This is a genomic window from Micromonospora sp. NPDC004336, assembly GCF_053602615.1.
In genome coordinates this window covers 1-17956 of the sequence record NZ_JBSGDY010000136.1, presented here as the reverse complement: position 1 = coordinate 17956, position 17956 = coordinate 1, and the positions used below count along the sequence as shown (strand labels likewise).

17 protein-coding genes are annotated in these 17956 nt (G+C 73.9%); 10 read left to right on the top strand and 7 right to left on the bottom strand.

Annotation, left to right across the window (positions count from 1 at the left end):
* Nucleotides 1-170: 170 nt before the first annotated feature.
* From ACWENR_RS23320 to ACWENR_RS23310, 3 genes are all read right to left on the bottom strand, one after another.
* Complete coding sequence (locus tag ACWENR_RS23320; RefSeq protein WP_452279098.1) at nucleotides 171-632, bottom strand: MarR family winged helix-turn-helix transcriptional regulator; 462 nt, start codon at nucleotides 630-632, stop codon at nucleotides 171-173.
* A gap of 186 nt (nucleotides 633-818) precedes the next feature.
* The gene (gene cydB / locus ACWENR_RS23315; RefSeq protein WP_452279097.1) at nucleotides 819-1817 is read right to left on the bottom strand and encodes a cytochrome d ubiquinol oxidase subunit II; all 999 of its coding nucleotides are present in this window, start codon (nucleotides 1815-1817) and stop codon (nucleotides 819-821) included.
* 16 nt (nucleotides 1818-1833) lie between these two features.
* Complete coding sequence (locus ACWENR_RS23310; protein ID WP_452279096.1) at nucleotides 1834-3249, bottom strand: cytochrome ubiquinol oxidase subunit I; 1416 nt, start codon at nucleotides 3247-3249, stop codon at nucleotides 1834-1836.
* 199 nt (nucleotides 3250-3448) lie between these two features.
* Here ACWENR_RS23310 and ACWENR_RS23305 point away from each other — a divergent pair, with 199 nt between their 5' ends.
* The 4 genes from ACWENR_RS23305 to ACWENR_RS23290 all read left to right on the top strand — a co-directional run bounded on the left by ACWENR_RS23305 (nucleotide 3449) and on the right by ACWENR_RS23290 (nucleotide 7251).
* Nucleotides 3449-4228, top strand: a complete 780-nt coding sequence (locus tag ACWENR_RS23305; RefSeq protein ID WP_452279095.1) for a lysophospholipid acyltransferase family protein — start codon at nucleotides 3449-3451, stop codon at nucleotides 4226-4228.
* A 69-nt stretch (nucleotides 4229-4297) separates the two neighbouring features.
* Nucleotides 4298-5071 (top strand): glycerophosphodiester phosphodiesterase, encoded by a 774-nt coding sequence (locus ACWENR_RS23300; RefSeq protein WP_452279099.1) that lies wholly within the window; start codon nucleotides 4298-4300, stop codon nucleotides 5069-5071.
* Between the two features lie 17 nt (nucleotides 5072-5088).
* Nucleotides 5089-6477: an MFS transporter gene (locus tag ACWENR_RS23295; RefSeq protein WP_452279094.1), complete on the top strand. Its 1389-nt coding sequence runs from the start codon at nucleotides 5089-5091 to the stop codon at nucleotides 6475-6477.
* A gap of 60 nt (nucleotides 6478-6537) precedes the next feature.
* On the top strand, nucleotides 6538-7251 hold the full coding sequence (locus ACWENR_RS23290) for a thymidine kinase (RefSeq protein WP_091106849.1): 714 nt from the start codon (nucleotides 6538-6540) through the stop codon (nucleotides 7249-7251).
* Between the two features lie 68 nt (nucleotides 7252-7319).
* Here ACWENR_RS23290 and ACWENR_RS23285 read toward each other — a convergent pair whose 3' ends face one another.
* The 3 genes from ACWENR_RS23285 to ACWENR_RS23275 form a co-directional block, all read right to left on the bottom strand.
* On the bottom strand, nucleotides 7320-7778 hold the full coding sequence (locus ACWENR_RS23285) for an Rv0361 family membrane protein (RefSeq protein WP_452279093.1): 459 nt from the start codon (nucleotides 7776-7778) through the stop codon (nucleotides 7320-7322).
* Between the two features lie 192 nt (nucleotides 7779-7970).
* A complete protein-coding gene (locus tag ACWENR_RS23280) occupies nucleotides 7971-8618 on the bottom strand; it encodes a response regulator (protein WP_452279092.1) in 648 nt (215 codons plus the stop codon).
* Nucleotides 8615-9571 (bottom strand): HAMP domain-containing sensor histidine kinase, encoded by a 957-nt coding sequence (locus tag ACWENR_RS23275; RefSeq protein WP_452279091.1) that lies wholly within the window; start codon nucleotides 9569-9571, stop codon nucleotides 8615-8617. Before ACWENR_RS23275 ends, ACWENR_RS23280 begins: the two co-directional genes overlap by 4 nt.
* Nucleotides 9572-10036: 465 nt before the next feature.
* Between ACWENR_RS23275 and ACWENR_RS23270 the strand changes: the two genes are divergently transcribed.
* From ACWENR_RS23270 to ACWENR_RS23255, 4 genes are read left to right on the top strand one after another with little or no spacing between them, the layout of a single operon-like run.
* Nucleotides 10037-11335: an SLC13 family permease gene (locus tag ACWENR_RS23270; protein WP_452279090.1), complete on the top strand. Its 1299-nt coding sequence runs from the start codon at nucleotides 10037-10039 to the stop codon at nucleotides 11333-11335.
* A 43-nt stretch (nucleotides 11336-11378) separates the two neighbouring features.
* Nucleotides 11379-12905 (top strand): potassium/proton antiporter, encoded by a 1527-nt coding sequence (locus ACWENR_RS23265; RefSeq protein ID WP_452279089.1) that lies wholly within the window; start codon nucleotides 11379-11381, stop codon nucleotides 12903-12905.
* Nucleotides 12905-13390, top strand: coding sequence for a cation:proton antiporter regulatory subunit (locus tag ACWENR_RS23260; protein WP_452279088.1), 486 nt, complete (start codon nucleotides 12905-12907; stop codon nucleotides 13388-13390). The genes ACWENR_RS23265 and ACWENR_RS23260 overlap by 1 nt, the downstream gene beginning before the upstream one ends.
* Nucleotides 13391-13441: 51 nt before the next feature.
* Nucleotides 13442-13813 (top strand): VOC family protein, encoded by a 372-nt coding sequence (locus tag ACWENR_RS23255; protein ID WP_452279087.1) that lies wholly within the window; start codon nucleotides 13442-13444, stop codon nucleotides 13811-13813.
* A gap of 60 nt (nucleotides 13814-13873) precedes the next feature.
* On the opposite strand, the gene ACWENR_RS23250 is transcribed toward ACWENR_RS23255, so the two are convergent.
* Nucleotides 13874-14872 (bottom strand): tyrosine-type recombinase/integrase, encoded by a 999-nt coding sequence (locus tag ACWENR_RS23250; protein WP_452279086.1) that lies wholly within the window; start codon nucleotides 14870-14872, stop codon nucleotides 13874-13876.
* 104 nt (nucleotides 14873-14976) lie between these two features.
* On the opposite strand from ACWENR_RS23250, the gene ACWENR_RS23245 reads away from it, so the two are divergent.
* Nucleotides 14977-15981 (top strand): helix-turn-helix transcriptional regulator, encoded by a 1005-nt coding sequence (locus ACWENR_RS23245; protein WP_452279085.1) that lies wholly within the window; start codon nucleotides 14977-14979, stop codon nucleotides 15979-15981.
* 473 nt (nucleotides 15982-16454) lie between these two features.
* A complete protein-coding gene (locus tag ACWENR_RS23240; protein ID WP_452279084.1) occupies nucleotides 16455-17909 on the top strand; it encodes a sialidase family protein in 1455 nt (484 codons plus the stop codon).
* Nucleotides 17910-17956: the final 47 nt, after the last annotated feature.

Here is a 17956-nt window from a genome sequence, read left to right as displayed (position 1 = left end):
GTGGGGGCGGAGACCGCGCCCCGCCGGGGGGGGTGGCGGGGGGCCCAGAGCCGCGGGCGCGGGGGGGGGGGGGGGGGGCGCCGCCACCCACCCCGCCGAAGCACGTCGGCCGCGCCGTCGGGCTCGCGCCGTCGGGCGTGGTGCGGGACCCGCCCCCGCCGTCGGGGGTGTCAGCCGCGCCGTCGGGCGTGGTGGTCGAACAGCTTGCCGAGCAGGCCGGTGAGCTGGGCGCGTTCGGTGTCGGCGAGCGGGGCCAGCAGGGTGTCCTGCACGCGGGTGAGGGCCTCCTGCATGCGGCCCAGCTCGTCGCGGCCGGCGGGGGTCAGGGTGATGACGTTGCGTCGCCGGTCCGTGGGGTCGGGGGCGCGCACGACGAGCGCGTTGGCGGCGAGTTCGTTGACGGTGGCGACGACGTCGCTGCGGTCGATGCCGCCGCGGCGGCCGAGGTCGGCCTGGCTGGCGGGGCCGAACTCGTCGAGGGCGGCCAGCAGGCGGTAGTGGTAGCCGCGGGCGCCGAGGGCCGCGAAGGCCTCGCCCACCAGCCGGCCGGCGTGGGCGGCGGTCTGGGTGAGCAGCCAGCTCGGGGTGGTGCGCAGCCGGGTGGGTGGCTCCTGCTCGCCGATGTCGTGCATGGCTCGACCCTACCGCAATCGTTGGTCCGACCCACGAGCCTGTGCTGTCGTCTGCCGCCCGCTCCCCCGCACCGGCGCGGACGGGGCGGGCCGCCGGGGCGACGCGGGAGGGGGTGGTCGCGTCGTCCCGGCGGCCCGGGGGCGCGGGTGGCGGCGGCGGGACCCGCGGCCACCCGGCGGGGTGGGTCAGTGCTGCGGGATGTGGGCCACCCCGATGCGCTTGCGGAACACCCAGTAGGTCCAACCCTGGTAGGCCAGCACGATCGGGGTGAACACCACCGCCACCCAGGTCATGATCTTCAGGGTGTAGGGGGTGGAGGCGGCGTTGGTGGCGGTGAGCGTGCCGGCGGCGTCGAGGGTCGAGGGCAGCACGTTCGGGAACAGCGCCGCGAACAGCGTCGCCACGGCCAGGGCGATCGCCACGGCGGTGCCGGCGAACGCCCAGCCCTCCCGGCGTACCCGGGCGGCGGCCAGGCCACCGAGCAGCGCCAGCGCCGCGCCGACGGCGAACACGACGGCGGCCGCGCTGGAGCGGATGGTCAGCGTCCAGGACAGGAACGCCACGGCGAGCACGGCGGTGACCACGCCCAGGCGCACGGCGAGCGCGCCGGCGCGCTCGCGGACGTCGCCGACGGTCTTGAGCGCGATGAACACCGCGCCGTGGGTGAGGAACAGCGCCGCGGTGGTCGCGCCGCCGAGCAGCGCGTACGGGTTGAGCAGGTCGACCAGCCCGCCGACGTACTCGTGCTCGGCGTCCAGCGGCACGCCGCGCAGGATGTTGGCGAACGCCACGCCCCACAGCACGGCCGGCACCACCGACCCGACGAAGATCGCCGTGTCCCAGCGGCGCTTCCAGGACGCCTCGGGGCGCTTGTGGCGGTACTCGAACGCGACGCCCCGGGCGATCAGGGCCAGCAGGATCAGCAGCAGCGGCAGGTAGAAGCCGGAGAACAGGGTGGCGTACCACTCGGGGAACGCGGCGAACATGGCGCCGCCGGCGGTGATCAGCCACACCTCGTTGCCGTCCCACACGGGGCCGATGGTGTTGATCAGGACGCGGCGTTCCCGGTCGTCGCGGCCGAGCACGGGCAGCAGCATGCCGACGCCGAAGTCGAAGCCCTCCAGGATGAAGTACCCGGTGAACAGGACCGCGACGAGCAGAAACCAGACGGTGGTGAGTTCCACGATGGGGCTCCGGTGATCAGTAGGCGAAGGCGAGCGGGCGCTCGGCGTCGTCGTGGCTGTCGTCGATCTCGGGGTCCGGCGTCACGTCCGGCACGCCGGCCTTGGCGTAGCGCAGCAGCAGCTTGACCTCGACCACGGCGAGCGTGGCGTAGATCAGGGTGAAGGCCGTGAACGAGGTGAGCACCTCGGTCAGCGAGACGCTGCGGGACACGCCGTCGCGGGTGAGCATCTCGCCGAAGACGATCCACGGCTGGCGGCCCATCTCGGTGAAGATCCAGCCGAAGGAGTTCGCGGCCAGGGGCAGCAGGGGCATGACCAGGCCGGCGCGCAGCAGCCACTTGCTGGTGGGGGTGCGGCCCTTGCGCTGGCTCCAGAGCACCAGCAGGGCGATGGCGGCGGCGGCCATCCCGAAGCCGATCATGAAGCGGAAGCTCCAGTAGGTGACCGGGATGATCGGGGTGTAGCTGCCGGCGCCGTACTGGGCGGCGTACTGGGCCTGCAGGTCGTTGATGCCGTGCACGGTGCCGTTCGGGTCGCCGGTGCCCAGCCAGGACAGCAGGTGCGGGATCTTCAGGGCGAACAGTTCGCGGCTACCGTCGAGGCTGCCGACGGTCAGGACGCTGAACGAGGCGGGCGACTCGGTGGTGTAGAGGCCCTCGGCGGCGGCCATCTTCATCGGCTGCACCTCGGTCATGATCTTGCCCTGGATGTCGCCGGTGATGGCGACGGCGGCGGCCGAGACCAGGGTGACCCAGGAGCCGAACTTCGCGGCGAAGCGGTAGGCGGGGGTGTCGGCGGAGTCGCGGTTGCGCACCAGGTGCCACATGGCGACGGCGACCAGCAGCGAACCGGCGACCAGGAACGCGCCGGCGATGGTGTGCGGGAAGGTGATCAGGGCGACCTTGTTGGTCAGTACGGCCACGAAGTCGGTGAGTTCCGCGCGGCCGGTCTCGGGGTTGATGCGGTAGCCGACCGGGTTCTGCATGAACGAGTTCGCCGCGAGGATGAAGTACGCGCTGAGGTTGGTGCCGATCGCGGCGGCCCAGATGCTGGCCAGGTGCAGCCGCTTGGGCAGCCGGTCCCAGCCGAAGATCCACAGGCCGATGAAGGTCGACTCCAGGAAGAACGCGACCAGCGCCTCGATCGCGAGTGGGGCGCCGAAGATGTCGCCGACGAAGCGCGAGTAGTCGCTCCAGTTCATGCCGAACTGGAACTCCTGCACGATGCCGGTCACCACGCCCATGGCGAAGTTGATCAGGAAGAGCTTGCCGTAGAACTTGGTGAGCTTCAGGTACTTCTCGTTGCCGGTGCGGTGCCACATCGTCTGGAGGATCGCCACCAGCACGGACAGGCCGATGGTCAGCGGCACGAAGAGAAAGTGGTAGACGGTGGTGACACCGAACTGCCAGCGGGCGACGTCCAACGCGTCCACCAGTAACCCCCAGGCTGTGCATACTACGAGACGTAGTAAATACTACTGCCCGTCGTAGAAAAACCGGCAGGGGCGGGGGTCCCGAAGCGACCCGGGACCAATGACCCTGATCACCTCTGCCGGACGGCCCGGTGGCCCGGCCCGGCGTACGCGACCCGAGCCGCGCCGACCGGCCTCCGCGTGCGACCATTGCGCGCTGATGGACACCACCCGCCCGACCTGGCAGCCGCCGCCGATCTGGCGCGCCGCGCAGCTGCTCGCCCGCGTCGTCGTCGCGCCCCTGGCCCGCCTGGAGGTCAGCGGCGACGTCCCCGAGGCGCTGCGCCGGGGCCCGCTGATCCTGGCCGCCAACCACATCAGCCCCTTCGACCCGATCGTGCTCGCCGCCGCCTGCCGCGCCCGGGGCGTCGCCCCGCGGATCATGGCCACCGGCGGGCTGTTCCGCGTTCCCGTCATCGGCGCCGCGATGCGCCGCGCCGGGCACATCCGGGTCGACCGGGGCACCGCCGCCGTCGGCCGCGCCCTCGACGACGCCGCCGCCGCGGTCGCCGGCGGCTCCGTGATCCTGGTCTACCCGGAGGGCCGCATCGGCCTGGACCCGGGCATGTGGCCCGAACGCGGCAAGACCGGCGCCGCCCGCCTCGCCCTGGCCTGCGGCGCCCCGGTGCTCCCCGTGGCCCAGTGGGGCTCCCACGAGGTGGTGCCCTACCGGGCCCCGAAGGGCCTGCTGCGCGGCCTGGCGCGCGCGGTGTGGCGCCGCCCGGTGCTGCGCGTGCACTTCGGCGCGCCCGTCGAGCTGGCCGACCTCGCCCACGGCGCGCCCGGCGCCGCGCGGCAGGCCACCGACCGGATCGTCGACGCCATCACCGACGCCCTCGCGCCGCTGCGCCCCGACGAGCCGGACCGCCCCCGCCACGTCGACCCCGGCCGTCCGGCCGACACCAGCCGCGCCCACCGCCGGCACCACCGGCCCGGCTGACCCGGCGCGCCGGAAGCGTCGCCGTCCGGCGGCGGGCGGCCGGTCGTCCGGCGGCCACCGGGGCCGGGCATACTCCCCCGCGTGACCCACGCCTACCTCGACGGGCCCACACCGCTGGCGTTCGCCCACCGTGGCGGCGCCGCCGAGGGCGACGAGAACACCGCCGCGGCGTTCGCGCGGGCGATCGGGCTCGGCTACCGGTACGTCGAGACCGACGTGCACGGCACCGCCGACGGCGTCGCGGTGGTCTTCCACGACGCCACGCTGACCCGGGTCACCGGCGAGCCGGGGCGCATCGCCGACCTGCGCTGGGCCGACCTGGCCTCGGTACGCGTCGGCGGCGCCGCCGTGGTCCCCCGCCTCGACGAGGTCCTCGACGCCTGGCCGCAGGTGCGGTTCAACATCGACGTCAAGGCCGACGGAGGCGTCGATCCGACCGTGTCCACCGTCGGGCGGGTCGGGGCCGGCGGCCGGGTGCTGCTCGCCTCCTTCAACGACGCCCGGCTGGCCCGGCTGCGCGCCCTGACGCGGGGGCGGATCGCCACCAGCCTCGGCATGCGCGGGGTGGCCCGGCTGCGGATGGCCTCCCTGACCGGACGGCCGCTGCGGCTGCCCCCGTCGGTGGTCGCCGCGCAGGTGCCGGTCCGCTACGGACGGGTGCCCGTGGTGGACCGCCGGTTCCTGCGCCACGCCCACCGACTCGGCCTGCACGTGCACGTCTGGACGATCGACGAACCTGCCGAGATGCACGAGTTACTTGATCTTGGGGTGGATGGCATCATGACCGATCACGTCGGCGTGCTGCGCGACGTGTATCACAGCCGCGGCCACTGGGCCGCCTGAGCGTCCGAAGGACCCCGATGGCCGAGACCGCCACCCCCACGGTGGGCGACACCCCCGCCCCGGCGAGCACCCGCCGCGAACGCACCGGCTGGTACTTCTACGACTGGGCGATGTCCGCGTTCTCCACCACGGTGATCACCGTGTTCCTCGGCCCGTTCCTGACCACGGTCACCGAACTCGCCGCCGGCTGCGAACTCGGCGCCGACAGCTGCTCCGGGTACGTGTACCCGCTGGGCATCAAGGTCGCCGCCGGCTCCTACTTCCCGTACCTGGTGTCGCTGTCGGTCTTCCTCACCGTCTTCGTGCTGCCGGTCGTCGGCGCGATCGCCGACCGGTCGGCGCACAAGAAGCGGCTGCTCGCCGCCGCCGCCTTCATCGGCGCCGGCGCCACCGTCGGCATGCTCTTCGTCACCGGCGACCGCTACCTGCTCGGCGGCGCGCTGTTCATGGTCGCCAACATCGCCTTCGGCGCCGGCGTCGTGGTCTACAACTCGTTCCTGCCGCAGCTCGGCGGCCCCGACGACCGCGACGGCATCTCCAGCCGCGGCTGGGCCCTGGGCTACCTCGGCGGCGGCCTGCTGCTGGCGCTCAACCTGGTGGCCGTGAGCATGCTCGGCGAGGAGGGCGACCACCAGCGCACCCTCGACCTGGCCCGCTGGTCGATCGTGTCCGCCGGGCTGTGGTGGGCGGCGTTCACGCTGGTCCCGCTGCGCTGGCTGCGCGAGCACCCCACCGCCGCCGCGCTGCGCGGCGGCAACCCGCTCACCGACGGGTTCCGCCAGCTCGGCCGCACCCTGCGCGAGGTCAAGGCGTACCCGCTGACGCTGTTCTTCCTGCTCGCGTTCCTGGTCTACAACGACGGCATCCAGACCGTCATCGCCCTGGCCAGCCAGTACGGCACCGAGGAGCTGAAGCTCGGGCAGAGCACCCTGATCGTGACCATCCTGCTGGTGCAGTTCCTCGCCTTCGGCGGCGCGCTGCTGCTGGGCGCGCTCGCCAAGCGCATCGGCGCCTGGAAGACCGTCCTGATCAGCCTGGTGCTCTGGACCGGGGTGATCCTCGGCGCGTTCCGGCTGCCCGCCGAGGCGCCGCTGCCGTTCATGGTCCTCGGCGCGGCCATCGGCCTGGTGCTCGGCGGCAGCCAGGCGCTGAGCCGGTCGCTGTTCAGCCAGCTCATCCCCGCCGGCAAGGAGGGCGAGTACTACGGCTTCTACGAGATCAGCGACAAGGGCACCAGCTGGCTCGGCCCGCTGGCCTTCGGCCTGGTGTTCCAGCTCACCAACTCCTACCGGGTGGGCCTGGTCTCCCTGCTGATCTTCTTCGTCGTCGGGTTCCTGCTGCTGCTGGCCGTGCCGATCCGCCGCGCCATCGTCGCCGCCGGCAACACCCCGCCGCGGGTGCTCTGAGTCCCGGCGCGGCCCGCACCCGCCGGATCGGGGGGCGTCGATCGGCTAGGCTGCCCGTCCGTGACCGACCACGCCGCCGCCCCGACCTGTCTGGCGCGCCCGCCGCTGGGCCCCGACGACTCCCCCGCCGGGTGCGCCGCGGCGCGCGGGGTGGACGGCCGGCCGCTGCACGCGGCCGCGCTGAAGTTCTTCTGGGGGCCGATGGACTGCGGCAAGTCCACGATGGCGCTGCAGATGAACCACAACCACGCCCGGCAGGGCCGCCGGGGCCTGGTCACCACCCGCATCGACCGCTCGCTGGGCCCGCAGGTCACCACCCGCATCGGGCTGGCGCACGAGGCCGTCGAGGTCACCGACGAGCTGGACCTGCGCGCCCTGGTGCGCGACACGTGGGCCGAGGGGGTACGCGTCGACTACCTCATCTGCGACGAGGCCTCCTTCTACAACCTCGAACACATCGAGCAGATGGCCGAGCTGGTCGACAGCTACGACGTCGACGTGTACGCCTTCGGGCTCGCCACCGACTTCCGGTCCTGCCTGTTCCCCGCCGCGCAGCGACTGTTCGAGCTGGCCGACGAGGTGGCCCGCATCCAGGTGGAGGTGCTCTGCTGGTGCGGCCGGGAGGGGCGGCTCAACGCCCGGGTCGTCGGCGGGCGTGTCGTCCGCGAGGGCGAACAGGTCGTCATCGGCGACACCGTGGACACGGCCGACGTGCGCTACCAGGTGCTCTGCCGGCGGCACTACCGCGCCGGGGAGCTGGGCCCACGCCGCTGACCGGCCCCGACGGCAGGCTGGTGCGCCGCCCGTGGGCGTTCACCGGGCGTTCCTTACGACAGGCCAACTCAGTACGGGTCGCCGCACACCCGCCAGCCGCCGTCCTCGCGCACCACCGACAGCTTCCGCTCCTCGGTCAGGCCGCTGTCGCGGGTCAGCCGCACCGTCACCGTGCCGTGCGGGCGGCCGCCCCGCGTCGCCACCGACACGTCGAGGATCTCGTAGCCGTCGACCAGCGGCGGGGTGCGCAGCCAACTGGTGAACCCGATCGGGCTCCACCTGCTGCGCGCGTCGGCGCACAGCCGGTCGTACGCGCCGTCGGTGTCGCCCGCGGCGACCGACCGCAGGAACCCGTCGGCGGTCTCCCGCACCGGGCCGCTGGCCTGCGTGACCACCTGCACGTTCCAGGCGCCCAGCCCGGCCACCCCGACGCAGCACAGCAGCACGGCGACGCCGGCGAACACCAGCCCGGCGCGCACCGGGCGGCGCCGCCGGGCCGGCCGGTCCCACGGCTGCTCAGCCCCCACCCGTCGACCGTAGAGAACCGGCGGGGCCGCCCGCAGGAAGTCGCCCGCAGCCGGCCTTCGGCGCGCGGCGCGGAGTCGCGCCGCGCACGGGCCGGACCGGCCCGGTCGCCCGCGGCCGGCCCTCGGCGCGCGACGCCCGGCCCTAAGTCCGGGGGCAGTCCGCCCGGCCCGGAACCGCCGCCGCGTTGCCACTCACGGCTCGATCAGGCCGGCCCGGATGGCGTAGCGGGTCAGTTCGAGCCGGTCCCTGAGGCCGAGCTTCTGCAGCAGGTTGGCCCGGTGCCGCTCGACGGTCTTGACGCTGATGAACAGCAGGCGGGCGATCTCCTTCGACGAGTGGCCCTCGGCGACGAGCTTGAGGATCTCCTCCTCGCGTTCGGTTATGGCCCGGGCCGGCAGGCTCTCGCCCCGGGCCGTGCGTTCCAGGTAGGTGCGGATCAGGGTGTTGATCGCGCCCGGATAGAGGAACGGCTCGTCGCGCACGGCCGCGCGGCAGGCCTCCACCAGGTCCCGGTCGGCGACGGACTTGAGCACGTAGCCGTTGGCGCCGACCTTGAGGGCCTCGAAGAAGTACTGCTCGTTGTCGTACATCGTCAGGATGAGGATGCGCAGGTCCGGCTGCTGCCGGGACAGCTCCCGGGCCGCCTGCAGGCCGGTCATCCGCGGCATGGCGATGTCGAGGATGACCAGGTCGGGGCGCTCGGACTGGGCCAACGCGACGGCCTCGGCGCCGTCGCCGGCCTCGGCCACGACCGTCAGGTCCGGTTCGCTGTCGAGGATGAGCCGGACCCCGCGGCGCACCAGGGCGTGGTCGTCGGCGAGCAGGATGCGGGTCGTCACGGCCGGCCCTCCCGGTCGGTCACCGGCACCCGCAGCCGCACCTCGGTGCCGCCCGCCGGGGCGGGCGCCACGGCGAGCTGGGCGCCGATGAGCAGGGCCCGTTCACGCATGCCGCGGATGCCGGCGCCCTCGGCCGCGTCGCCGACGCCCCGGCCGTCGTCGCGGATGCGCAGCAGCACATGGTCGGGGCGGCCGGCCAGCGACACCTCGACGGCGGTGGCCCTGGCGTGCCGGACGGTGTTGGTGAGGGCCTCCTGGGCGACCCGGTAGACCACCAGCTCGGCCTCGTCGTCGAGGGCGGGCAGGTCCGCGCCGAGATGCTGGCGCACGGTCAGCTCGGTGTGCCCGGTGACCTCGGTGACGAGGGCCTTCAGGGCGCTGATCAGGCCGAGCTCCTCCAGCACCCCCGGACGCAGCCGGCGGGCGATGCGGCGGATCTCGTCGAGGCTGTCGCGGGTGATCTCCTGCACCTGGGCGAGCTGCGCGCGCACGGGGTCGGGCGCCTGCCGGGCGACCTGCTTGAGTTCGAGCAGGACCGCCGTCAGCGTCTGGCCGACCTCGTCGTGCAGCTCCTGGGCGATGCGGCGGCGCTCGGCCTCCTGGGCGGAAAGGGCGGCGGCGGCGCTGGTGGCCCGCTCGGTCTCCAGGCGGTCGACCATGGCGTTGAAGGTGCGGATCAGGTCCGCGATGTCGGCCTGCCCGGCCGGGACCGGGCGCGGCTCCGGCTGGAGCAGGTCGACGGTGGTCATGGCCCGGGTCAGCCGGTGCAATGGCGCGAGGCCGACCCGCAGTAGCACGGCGTTGGCGATCAGCATCGCGGCCAGGCCCACAGTCAGCACGACGGCCTCGGTGAGCAGCACCGGGGTGGACACCGTCACCGGGCCGAGCAGGAGCAGCGTGGCGGCGACGAGCACCGCCGCGTTGAGCAGGAAGATCCGCCAGAACAGCGACACGGCGGCCCCTCCCTTCCCGGCCCCCCGCCGGCCCTTGCCGGCTCCGGCGGTTTCCGGCGGCGCGGCGGGCGGCAGGCGATCGCGCTGTGCCTCGGCCGTCCCCCTCATCATGATCCAGCCTGTCGCACCGGCCACGTGGTGTAAATGCGTGCCAGCACCCATTTATCCCCTCCGGCCCGCGCGGACGGGGGCCGGCAGCGGGCGCCGCGGCGGGGACGGCGGCAAATGGGTGTCAGCCCCGATGTCGGTCCGGACCGTGCGGATGACCATGGAAAAGGGCGCGGAGCGCTCCGCCTCACCCCCACGTGTACGGCGGCGGCCGCCCCGTCTCGCGTCGAACCCCTCCCGGGAGGATCCCGTGCACCGTCACCTGGAGTTGGCAGCACCCGTGCCGCCCGAAACCACGACCCCCGCCCGTGGGCACCGGCCCACGCTCACCGAGAACGGCCCGCCGGGTGGGCGCCCGTGAGCGCCTGGCCCGCCCTGGCTGCGACCGCCATCTTCGTGGTCGCCTTCGCGTTCATCGCCACCGAGAAGATCAATCGGGTCGCGGTGGTGCTCGGCGCCGCCGGCCTGATGGTCGTCCTGGGTCTCGTGCCCGGTTCGGACGTGTTCTACGAGCAGCACGCCGGCATCGACTGGGACGTCATCTTCCTGCTCCTCGGCATGATGATCATAGTCGGGGTGATCAAACAGACCGGGGTCTTCGAGTTCCTGGCGATCTGGGCGGCCCAGCGCTCACAGGGGCGCCCGTACCGGCTGATGGTGCTGCTCGTGGCGATCACCGGCGCCGCCTCGCCGTTCCTGGACAACGTCACCACGGTCATGCTGGTCGCACCGATCACCATCTCCGTGTGCCGGCGGCTGGGCATCCCCGCCGCGCCCTACCTGATCGCCGAGGTGCTCGCCTCCAACATCGCCGGCGCCGCCACCCTGATCGGTGACCCGCCCAACATCATCATCGGCAGCCGCGCCGGGCTCAGCTTCAACGACTTCCTCGTGCACATGGCGCCGGTCACGGTGCTGATGTTCCTCGCGTTCCTGGTGCTGGCGCGGATCATGTTCCGCCGCTCGTTCGTGTACCACCCCGAGCGGTTCGCCGCCGTACGCGACATGGACGCCCGCGCCGCCATCACCGACCCGAGGATGCTGGCCCGCTGCCTGGTCGTGCTCGGCGTGGTGGTGCTGGGCTTCATGCTGCACACGGTGATCCACGTCGACGTGGCCGTCGTCGCGCTGCTCGGCGCCGGGCTGATGGTCCTGGTGACCCGGGCGGACACGTCGGCCTACCTGGCCGAGGTCGAGTGGCCCACGCTGGTCTTCTTCACCGGCCTGTTCGTGATGGTCGCCGGCCTCACCGAGACCGGGGTCATCGAGCAGGTCGGCCAGTGGGCCGGCGACGCGGTCGGCGACGACTTCTTCGCCGCGGCCACCAGCCTGATCTTCGGTTCGGCGCTGCTCGGCGCGTTCTTCGACAACATCCCCTACACGGCGACCATGGCGCCGATCGTGGAGGGACTCGTCGCCGGCGCCCCCGATCCCGGCACCGGCGAGGCGCTGTGGTGGTCCTTCGCCCTCGGCGCCGACCTGGGCGGCAACGGCACGGCCGTGGCGGCCAGCGCCAACATCGTCGTGCTGGGTATCGCCGCCCGCGCCGGCGAGCCGATCAGCTTCTGGCGGTTCACCCGGTACGGCATCGCCACCACGGTGCTGACGACGGCGATCGCCTGGGGGTACGTGTGGCTACGCTACTTCGCCGCGTAGCCGGCGCCCGAGGTGGGCCCGCCCCGGGGGCGAGGAGGTCGACGTGAACATCGGCGACCTGTACGTGATGCTGGCGGTCGGCACGGGCGTGGTCCTGGCCAGCGTCGGCGCGGCCCGGCTGGCCACCCGGCTGGGCATGCCGGTGCTGCTGGCGTACCTCGGCGTCGGTCTGCTGCTGGGCCAGGACGTGGCCGGCTTCCCGTTCGACGACGCGGCCCTGGCGCAGGCGCTGGGCCTGGCGGCGCTGGCGGTCATCCTGGTGGAGGGCGGCCTGACCACCCGGTTCGCCGACGTACGCGGCGTGCTGGCGCCCGCGTCGGTGCTGGCCACCGTCGGTGTCTTCGTCAGCGTCGCGGTCACCGCGGGGGCGACGTACCTGCTGCTGGACGTCGACTGGCAGATGGCGCTGCTGCTGGGGGCGATCGTGTCGTCCACCGACGCGGCGGCGGTGTTCTCCGTGCTGCGGTCGGTGCCGCTGCCCCGCCGGCTGACGAGCCTGGTCGAGGCCGAGTCGGGGCTCAACGACGCCCCGACGCTGATCCTGGTGCTGACGTTCAGCGCGGCCACCCTCGACACCGTCTCGCCCCTGCCGCTGCTCGGCGCGATGGCCTTCCAGCTGGTCGCCGGCGGCGCGATCGGCCTGGCGATCGGGGCGGCCGGGGTGTGGCTGCTGCGGCGGCTGACCCTGCCCACCTCCGGCCTGTACCCCATAGCGACCGTCGCCTGCGGCGTGCTGGCGTTCGCGGTCGCGGGCCTCTCCCAGACCAGCGGGTTCCTCGCCGCCTACCTGGCGGGGCTGGTGCTCGGCAACGCCGGCCTGGCGCACCGGCGGGCCACCCACTCGGTCGCCGAGGGGCTGGGCTGGATCGCCCAGATCGGCCTGTTCGTGATGCTCGGCCTGCTGGCCACGCCCAGCGAGCTGCCCGCCGCGGTCGTCCCCGCGATCGTGGTCGGAACGGCCCTGCTGCTGGTCGCCCGGCCCGCCTCCGTGCTGGTCTCGCTGGCCGCGTTCCGCATCCCGCTGCGCGAACAGGCATTCCTGTCGTGGGCCGGGCTGCGCGGGGCCGTGCCGATCGTGCTGGCCACCATCCCGGTCGTCGCGGGCGCCCCGGGCAGCGAGCAGGTCTTCAACATCGTGTTCGTGCTGGTCGTGGTCTTCACCGTCATCCAGGCGCCCACGCTGCCCTGGCTGGCGCGTCGGCTACGCCTCGCCTCGCGTGGCGTCGGGCCGGACCTGCAGATCGAGCTGGCGCCGCTGGACGCCATGGACGCCGACCTCATCCACGTCACCGTCGAGCCCGGCTCCCGCCTGCACGGCGTCTACCTGCCCGAGCTGCGGCTGCCACCACCGGCCGCGACCACCCTCGTCGTCCGCGGCGAGGACACCTTCGTGCCCGACGACCACACCCGGCTGCGCGTCGGGGACCAACTGGTCGTGCTCACCACCCCGCCCGTACGCGAGGCGACCCAGCGGCGTCTGCGGGCCGTCGCGCGCGCCGGGCGGCTGGCCACCTGGTTCGGCGAGGCCGGCCAGGAACACACCGCACCAACCCAGGACAGGAGGCCATGATGCAGATCGAACGCGTTCCGCTGCCGCGCATCGGCGTGGGCTACACCGTGCACACCGGCGAGGGGCAGTCGCTCGGGGTCGTCTGCCACCGCGACGGGCGGCGCGACCTCGTCGTCTACGCGTCGGACGACCCGGACACCGTCGAGCGGTCCCTGTCGCTGAGCGCGGCGGAGGCGCACGAGGTGTCCGAGCTGCTGCACCCGGTCGCCACCGTCGACCACGTCACGCACCTGGAGCGGCACGGGGAGGCGATCAGCGTCGCGGAGCTGCCGGTCACGGCGGCGTCACCCTACGACGGCCGGCCCCTGGCCGACGCCGTCGCGCGTACCCGCGGCGTGACCGTCATCGCCGTGCTCCGCGCGGGCCGGACGATCACCGCGCCCGACGCCGGGTACGTCCTGGCCCACGGCGACGTCCTGGTCGCGGCCGGCAGCCAGGAGGGCATCGGGGCGCTGAGCCGCCTGGTGGCGCTCGCGGACCCGTAGGCGCCGCATACCTGACAGGAGATGGCAGGTACGCGCGGCAGACTGCCCGCCATGACAGTCATCGCCGACATCGCCATGGTCAACCTCGACAGCCCCGACCCCGTCGCCCACGCCGCGTTCTGGCAGCGCGTCCTCGGTGGGGAGATCACCCACAGCCAGCCGGAGTACGCGATGGTCACCGCCGGAGGCGTGGCCGTCGGCTTCGGCCTGGTCGAGGGGTACCGGCCGCCGTCCTGGCCGGACGAGGACGCCGGCAAGCGGTACCACCTCGACCTGTACGTCGACGACCTCGCCGCGGCGGAGCGGGAGTTCGTCGCGGCCGGCGCCGCGAAGCCGGACTTCCAGCCCGGCGGCGAGCGGTGGGTGGTGCTGACCGACCCGGCCGGGCAGCCGTTCTGCGTCTGCCCTCGCCCGCAGGGCTGACCGCCGGCGCCGACCGCGAGGACGGGCCGTCGCGCCGCACAGGACGGGCCGTCGCGCCGCTCAGCCGCGCCGGCGGGCGCGGGCCGCCCAGATGACGTACGCGGGATCGCGGTCGAGGTTGTGCCGGTCCCGGTCGTAGCGGCGGGTGGTGCGCGGGTCGGCGTGCCCCATCGCGTCCTGCACGTCCTCCAGGGGGACACCCTCGGCCCGGGCGGTGGTGGCGAAGGCGTGCCGCAGCGAGTGCGGGGACAGCTTCGCCCAGGCCGGGATGCCGGCCGCCCGGGCCAGCCGGCGCACCAGCCGGAACACGGCATGCCGGTCCAGCCGGGCCCCGGTGGCGGTGACCAGCAGCGGGCCGGTCAGCTCGTGCACCGCCACGCCCTGCGCGGCCGCCCGCTGGGCCAGGTACGCGTCGACGGCGTACGCGGTGCCCGGGGTGAGGGCCCGGCGGCGGGACCTGCCGCCCTTGCCGACGAAGCGGACGCTGCGGTGGCCCCGCTCGGCGCCCAGGTCGGTCAGGTCGAGCGAGACCAGTTCGCCGACGCGCAGCCCGAGGTCGGCCAGCAGCGCGATCGCGGCCCGGTTGCGGGCGGCGGTCGGCCCGGTGTCGGCCTCGGCGGCGGCGACCAGCGCGTCCACCTCCTCCGGGCTGAGGCCCACCGTGGCGGAGTGGTCGCGGTCGACGCGGGGCCGGTCGGCGCCGGCCACCGGGTTGGCCTCGACGGCGCGGAGCTTGACGAGGAAGTCGTACCAGCTCGACAGGGCCGAGAGCCGGCGGGCGACGGTGGCCGGGGTGAGCGGCTTGCCGCTGCGCGTGGCCAGCGTCGCCTCCAGCTCCCGGGCGTACTCGTTGACGTGCAGGAAGTTCGCGTGCAGCGGGTCCAGTTCGCGGGTGGCGCACCAGCCGAGCCACCCGGCGACGTCCCGCCGGTACGCGTCGCGGGTGTGGTCGGACAGCCGCCGGTTGCGCAGCCACGCCTCGGTGAAGTCGGTGGGCCCGCCGGGCAGGGCCGGCGCGGGCGACCGGTGGGGCCGCGCCGGAGCGTTCGGGGACAGCATGTGAAAAAGGTTCTCAGCTTCGGCTGGCAAACGGGAGGAGGCGCGCCCGACGCGATCGACACCGCCGCCGGGCTCCCCGACCGACCGCCCGGTACGGTCGGCCCGTGCGCGCGAGTCGGCTGGTCTCCCTGCTGCTGCTCCTGCAGACCCGGGGCCGGATGACCGCGCCGGAACTCGCCGAGGCCCTGGAGGTCTCGGTACGCACCGTCTACCGGGACGTGGAGTCGCTCGGCGCGGCCGGCGTGCCCGTCTACGCCGACCGCGGCCCGGCCGGCGGCTACCGGCTGCTCGACGGCTACCGCACCCGGCTGACCGGGCTGACCGCCGGCGAGGCGGAGGCGCTGTTCCTGGCCGGGATGCCGGGCCCCGCCGCCGAGCTGGGGCTCGGGTCGGTGCTCGCGGCCGCCGAGCTGAAGCTGCGCGCCGCGCTGCCGGCGGAGCTGGCCGACCGGGGCGAGCGGATCCGGCAGCGCTTCCACCTCGACGCCCCCACCTGGTTCCGGGAGCCCGAACCCACCCCGCACCTGGCCGAACTGGCCAGGGCCGTGTGGGAGGACCGGCGCGTGCGGGTGCGCTACCGGCGGTGGAAGACTCCCCGGGAGGTGACCCGGACGCTCGCCCCGCTGGGCGTGGTGCTCAAGGCCGGCCGCTGGTACCTGGTGGCCGACGCGGATGCCCAGGTGCGCACCTACCGGGTCGGCGCGGTCCTGGAGCTGGCCGTGCTCGACGAGCGGTTCGACCGGCCGGACGGCTTCGACCTGGCCCGCTGCTGGCAGGAGCACGCCGACCGGTACGAGCGGGGCGTGTACCGCGACGAGGCGCGGGTGCGGATGACGACGGCCGCGTTGGAGCTGGCGGCGCACGTCCTGCCGCCGGCGATGAGCCGGGCGGCGCGGGCGGCGGCGTCGGCGCCGGACCGGGCCGGTTGGGTGCGCACGACCGTGCCGATCGAGTCGGTGAAGCACGGCCACGTGGAGCTGCTCAAGCTCGGCGCGCAGTTGGAGGTGCTCGCCCCGGCCGAGCTGCGCGACCGGTTCACCGCCACCGCGCACGCCCTGGCGGCGCTCTATCCGGGCCGGGCCGACGGCCCGGACGCCCCCGCGACCTGACGCGATCTGCTCTTCGCCCGCCCCGACCTCGAGGCGCGCCGGCCCGCCGGGCGGCGACCCGTGCTCCACCGTGGCGGAACGCCCCGGGCGGGTCGGGCCGGCGTCGGGCAGCGCCGGGGTGCCGACCGCCGAGGAGCGGTGCCGAGCGCCCGGCGTCGGCCGTCGAGGAGCGGTGCCGAGCGCCCGGCGTCGGCCGTCGAGGAGCGGTGCCGAGCGCCCGGCGTCGGCCGTCGAGGAGAGAAAGAACACTTGTCGCGTCGGCCTCCGGAGGCGGAGACGCCCTGCTCAGCGCGGCTGCTCGCGGTCCTCGGAAGCGAGCCGTCCACTGAGTCGTCGATCAGCGGGCAGACGGGGCCGAGGGTCCGGCGGCAGCCTGCGAGAAATCACTTTTCGGCCCCCGGCGGCGTCCCGCACGCCCCCGCGAGGCCACACTGTCCACTATGGACGGTGTCGACAGAAGATGAGGAAGGTACGTGATCCGACGCTCCAGGGCACTGTTGTCCGCGACGGCCGTCCTGCTCGCCTGTGCCATCGCGCAGCCCGCCGCCGCGGAAGGCCCCACGGTTTCCGCGGCCGCCATCGTCCGGCCGGTCTCGGGTGTCAGCCCACTGCCGGCAGGCTGCGGACTTCCCCCGACCGACGGCTACACACTGACCCCGAACACCGAGGCCCTGCCCGTGGTGGCGCAGGATCCGAAGCGTCCGTGGCACCTGGTCACCGTGTTCCAGCAGGACCGCTGGAACCGGTACGGCAGCAACGGCGCGGTCACCGCCGTGTCGGACGACTTCGGCCTGAGCTGGAAGCGGTCGCGGAACCTGCCCGCCTTCTCCCGCTGCACCGGCGGCACGGCCGCCAACGGCGGCGACTACGACGTCACGACCGACCACTGGATCACGGTCACCCCGTCGGGCGCCGCCGTGGCCGCGGCGTTCTCGCTGTCCCGCGCCGGCGACGTGACCGCGATCCTGGTGGCCCGCTCCGCTGACGGCGGCCAGACCTGGGACGCCCCGGTCACCCTGCAGCGGGACGACAACCCGCAGTTCTTCAACGACCGCCCCACGGTCACCGCCGACCCCTACCGCCCCGGCGTGGTCTACGCGGTGTGGGACCGCGTCGACAGCACGGAGGCGGGCTGGGTGCAGCCGATCCACCTGGCGAAGTCGACCGACGACGGGCGCACCTGGACCACCAGCAAGGTGTACGACTTCCCCAACAACAGCGGCGCCATCGGCACCCAGGTGGTGCCCCTTCCGGACGGCACGCTGCTGATGGGCATGCACTACGAGACCGACACCGAATCGGCCACCCAGGTCATCCGCTCGACCGACGGCGGGAAGACGTGGTCGACCCCGACGCTGGACGTGCCGGCCCCGTTCGCGGTGGGCCCCCGCATCCCGGACCCGGACAACTCCGGTGACCCGGTGCGCAACGCCTCCCTGCCGCTGCTGGCCGCCCGGCCGAACAGCCAGGTGGTGGACGCCGTCTGGCAGAGCCAGGCCGCCGACGGCACCTTCCACGTGGACCACTCCCGGTCGACGGACGGCGGGAAGACCTGGTCGGCTCCGATCCGGGTCGACAAGACGCCCACCGGGTCCGCCGCCGTGCCGGTCGTCGCCGTCGCCGACGACGGCACCGTCGCGGTCACCTACTACGACTTCCGCAACAACACCCCCGACCCCGCCACCCTGCCCACCGACCTCTGGGCCGTTACCTGCGAGAAGGACTGCACGCGGCCCGGGGCGTGGCGCGAGCAGCACATCGAGGGCCCGTTCGACGCGCGGAAGTTCCCGGCCACGAGCGCGGGACGCATGGTCGGCGACTACACCGGCCTGGTGTCCAACAATGGCGTCTTCGTGGCCGTGTACGGAGTGACCACCGACAGCGCCACCAACCCGGTGGACGTCCACAGCGCGATCTTCAGCCGCTGAGGCGGCCGAGCCGATCGTCGGCGGGCCCGCTCCATCGAGGAGCCCCG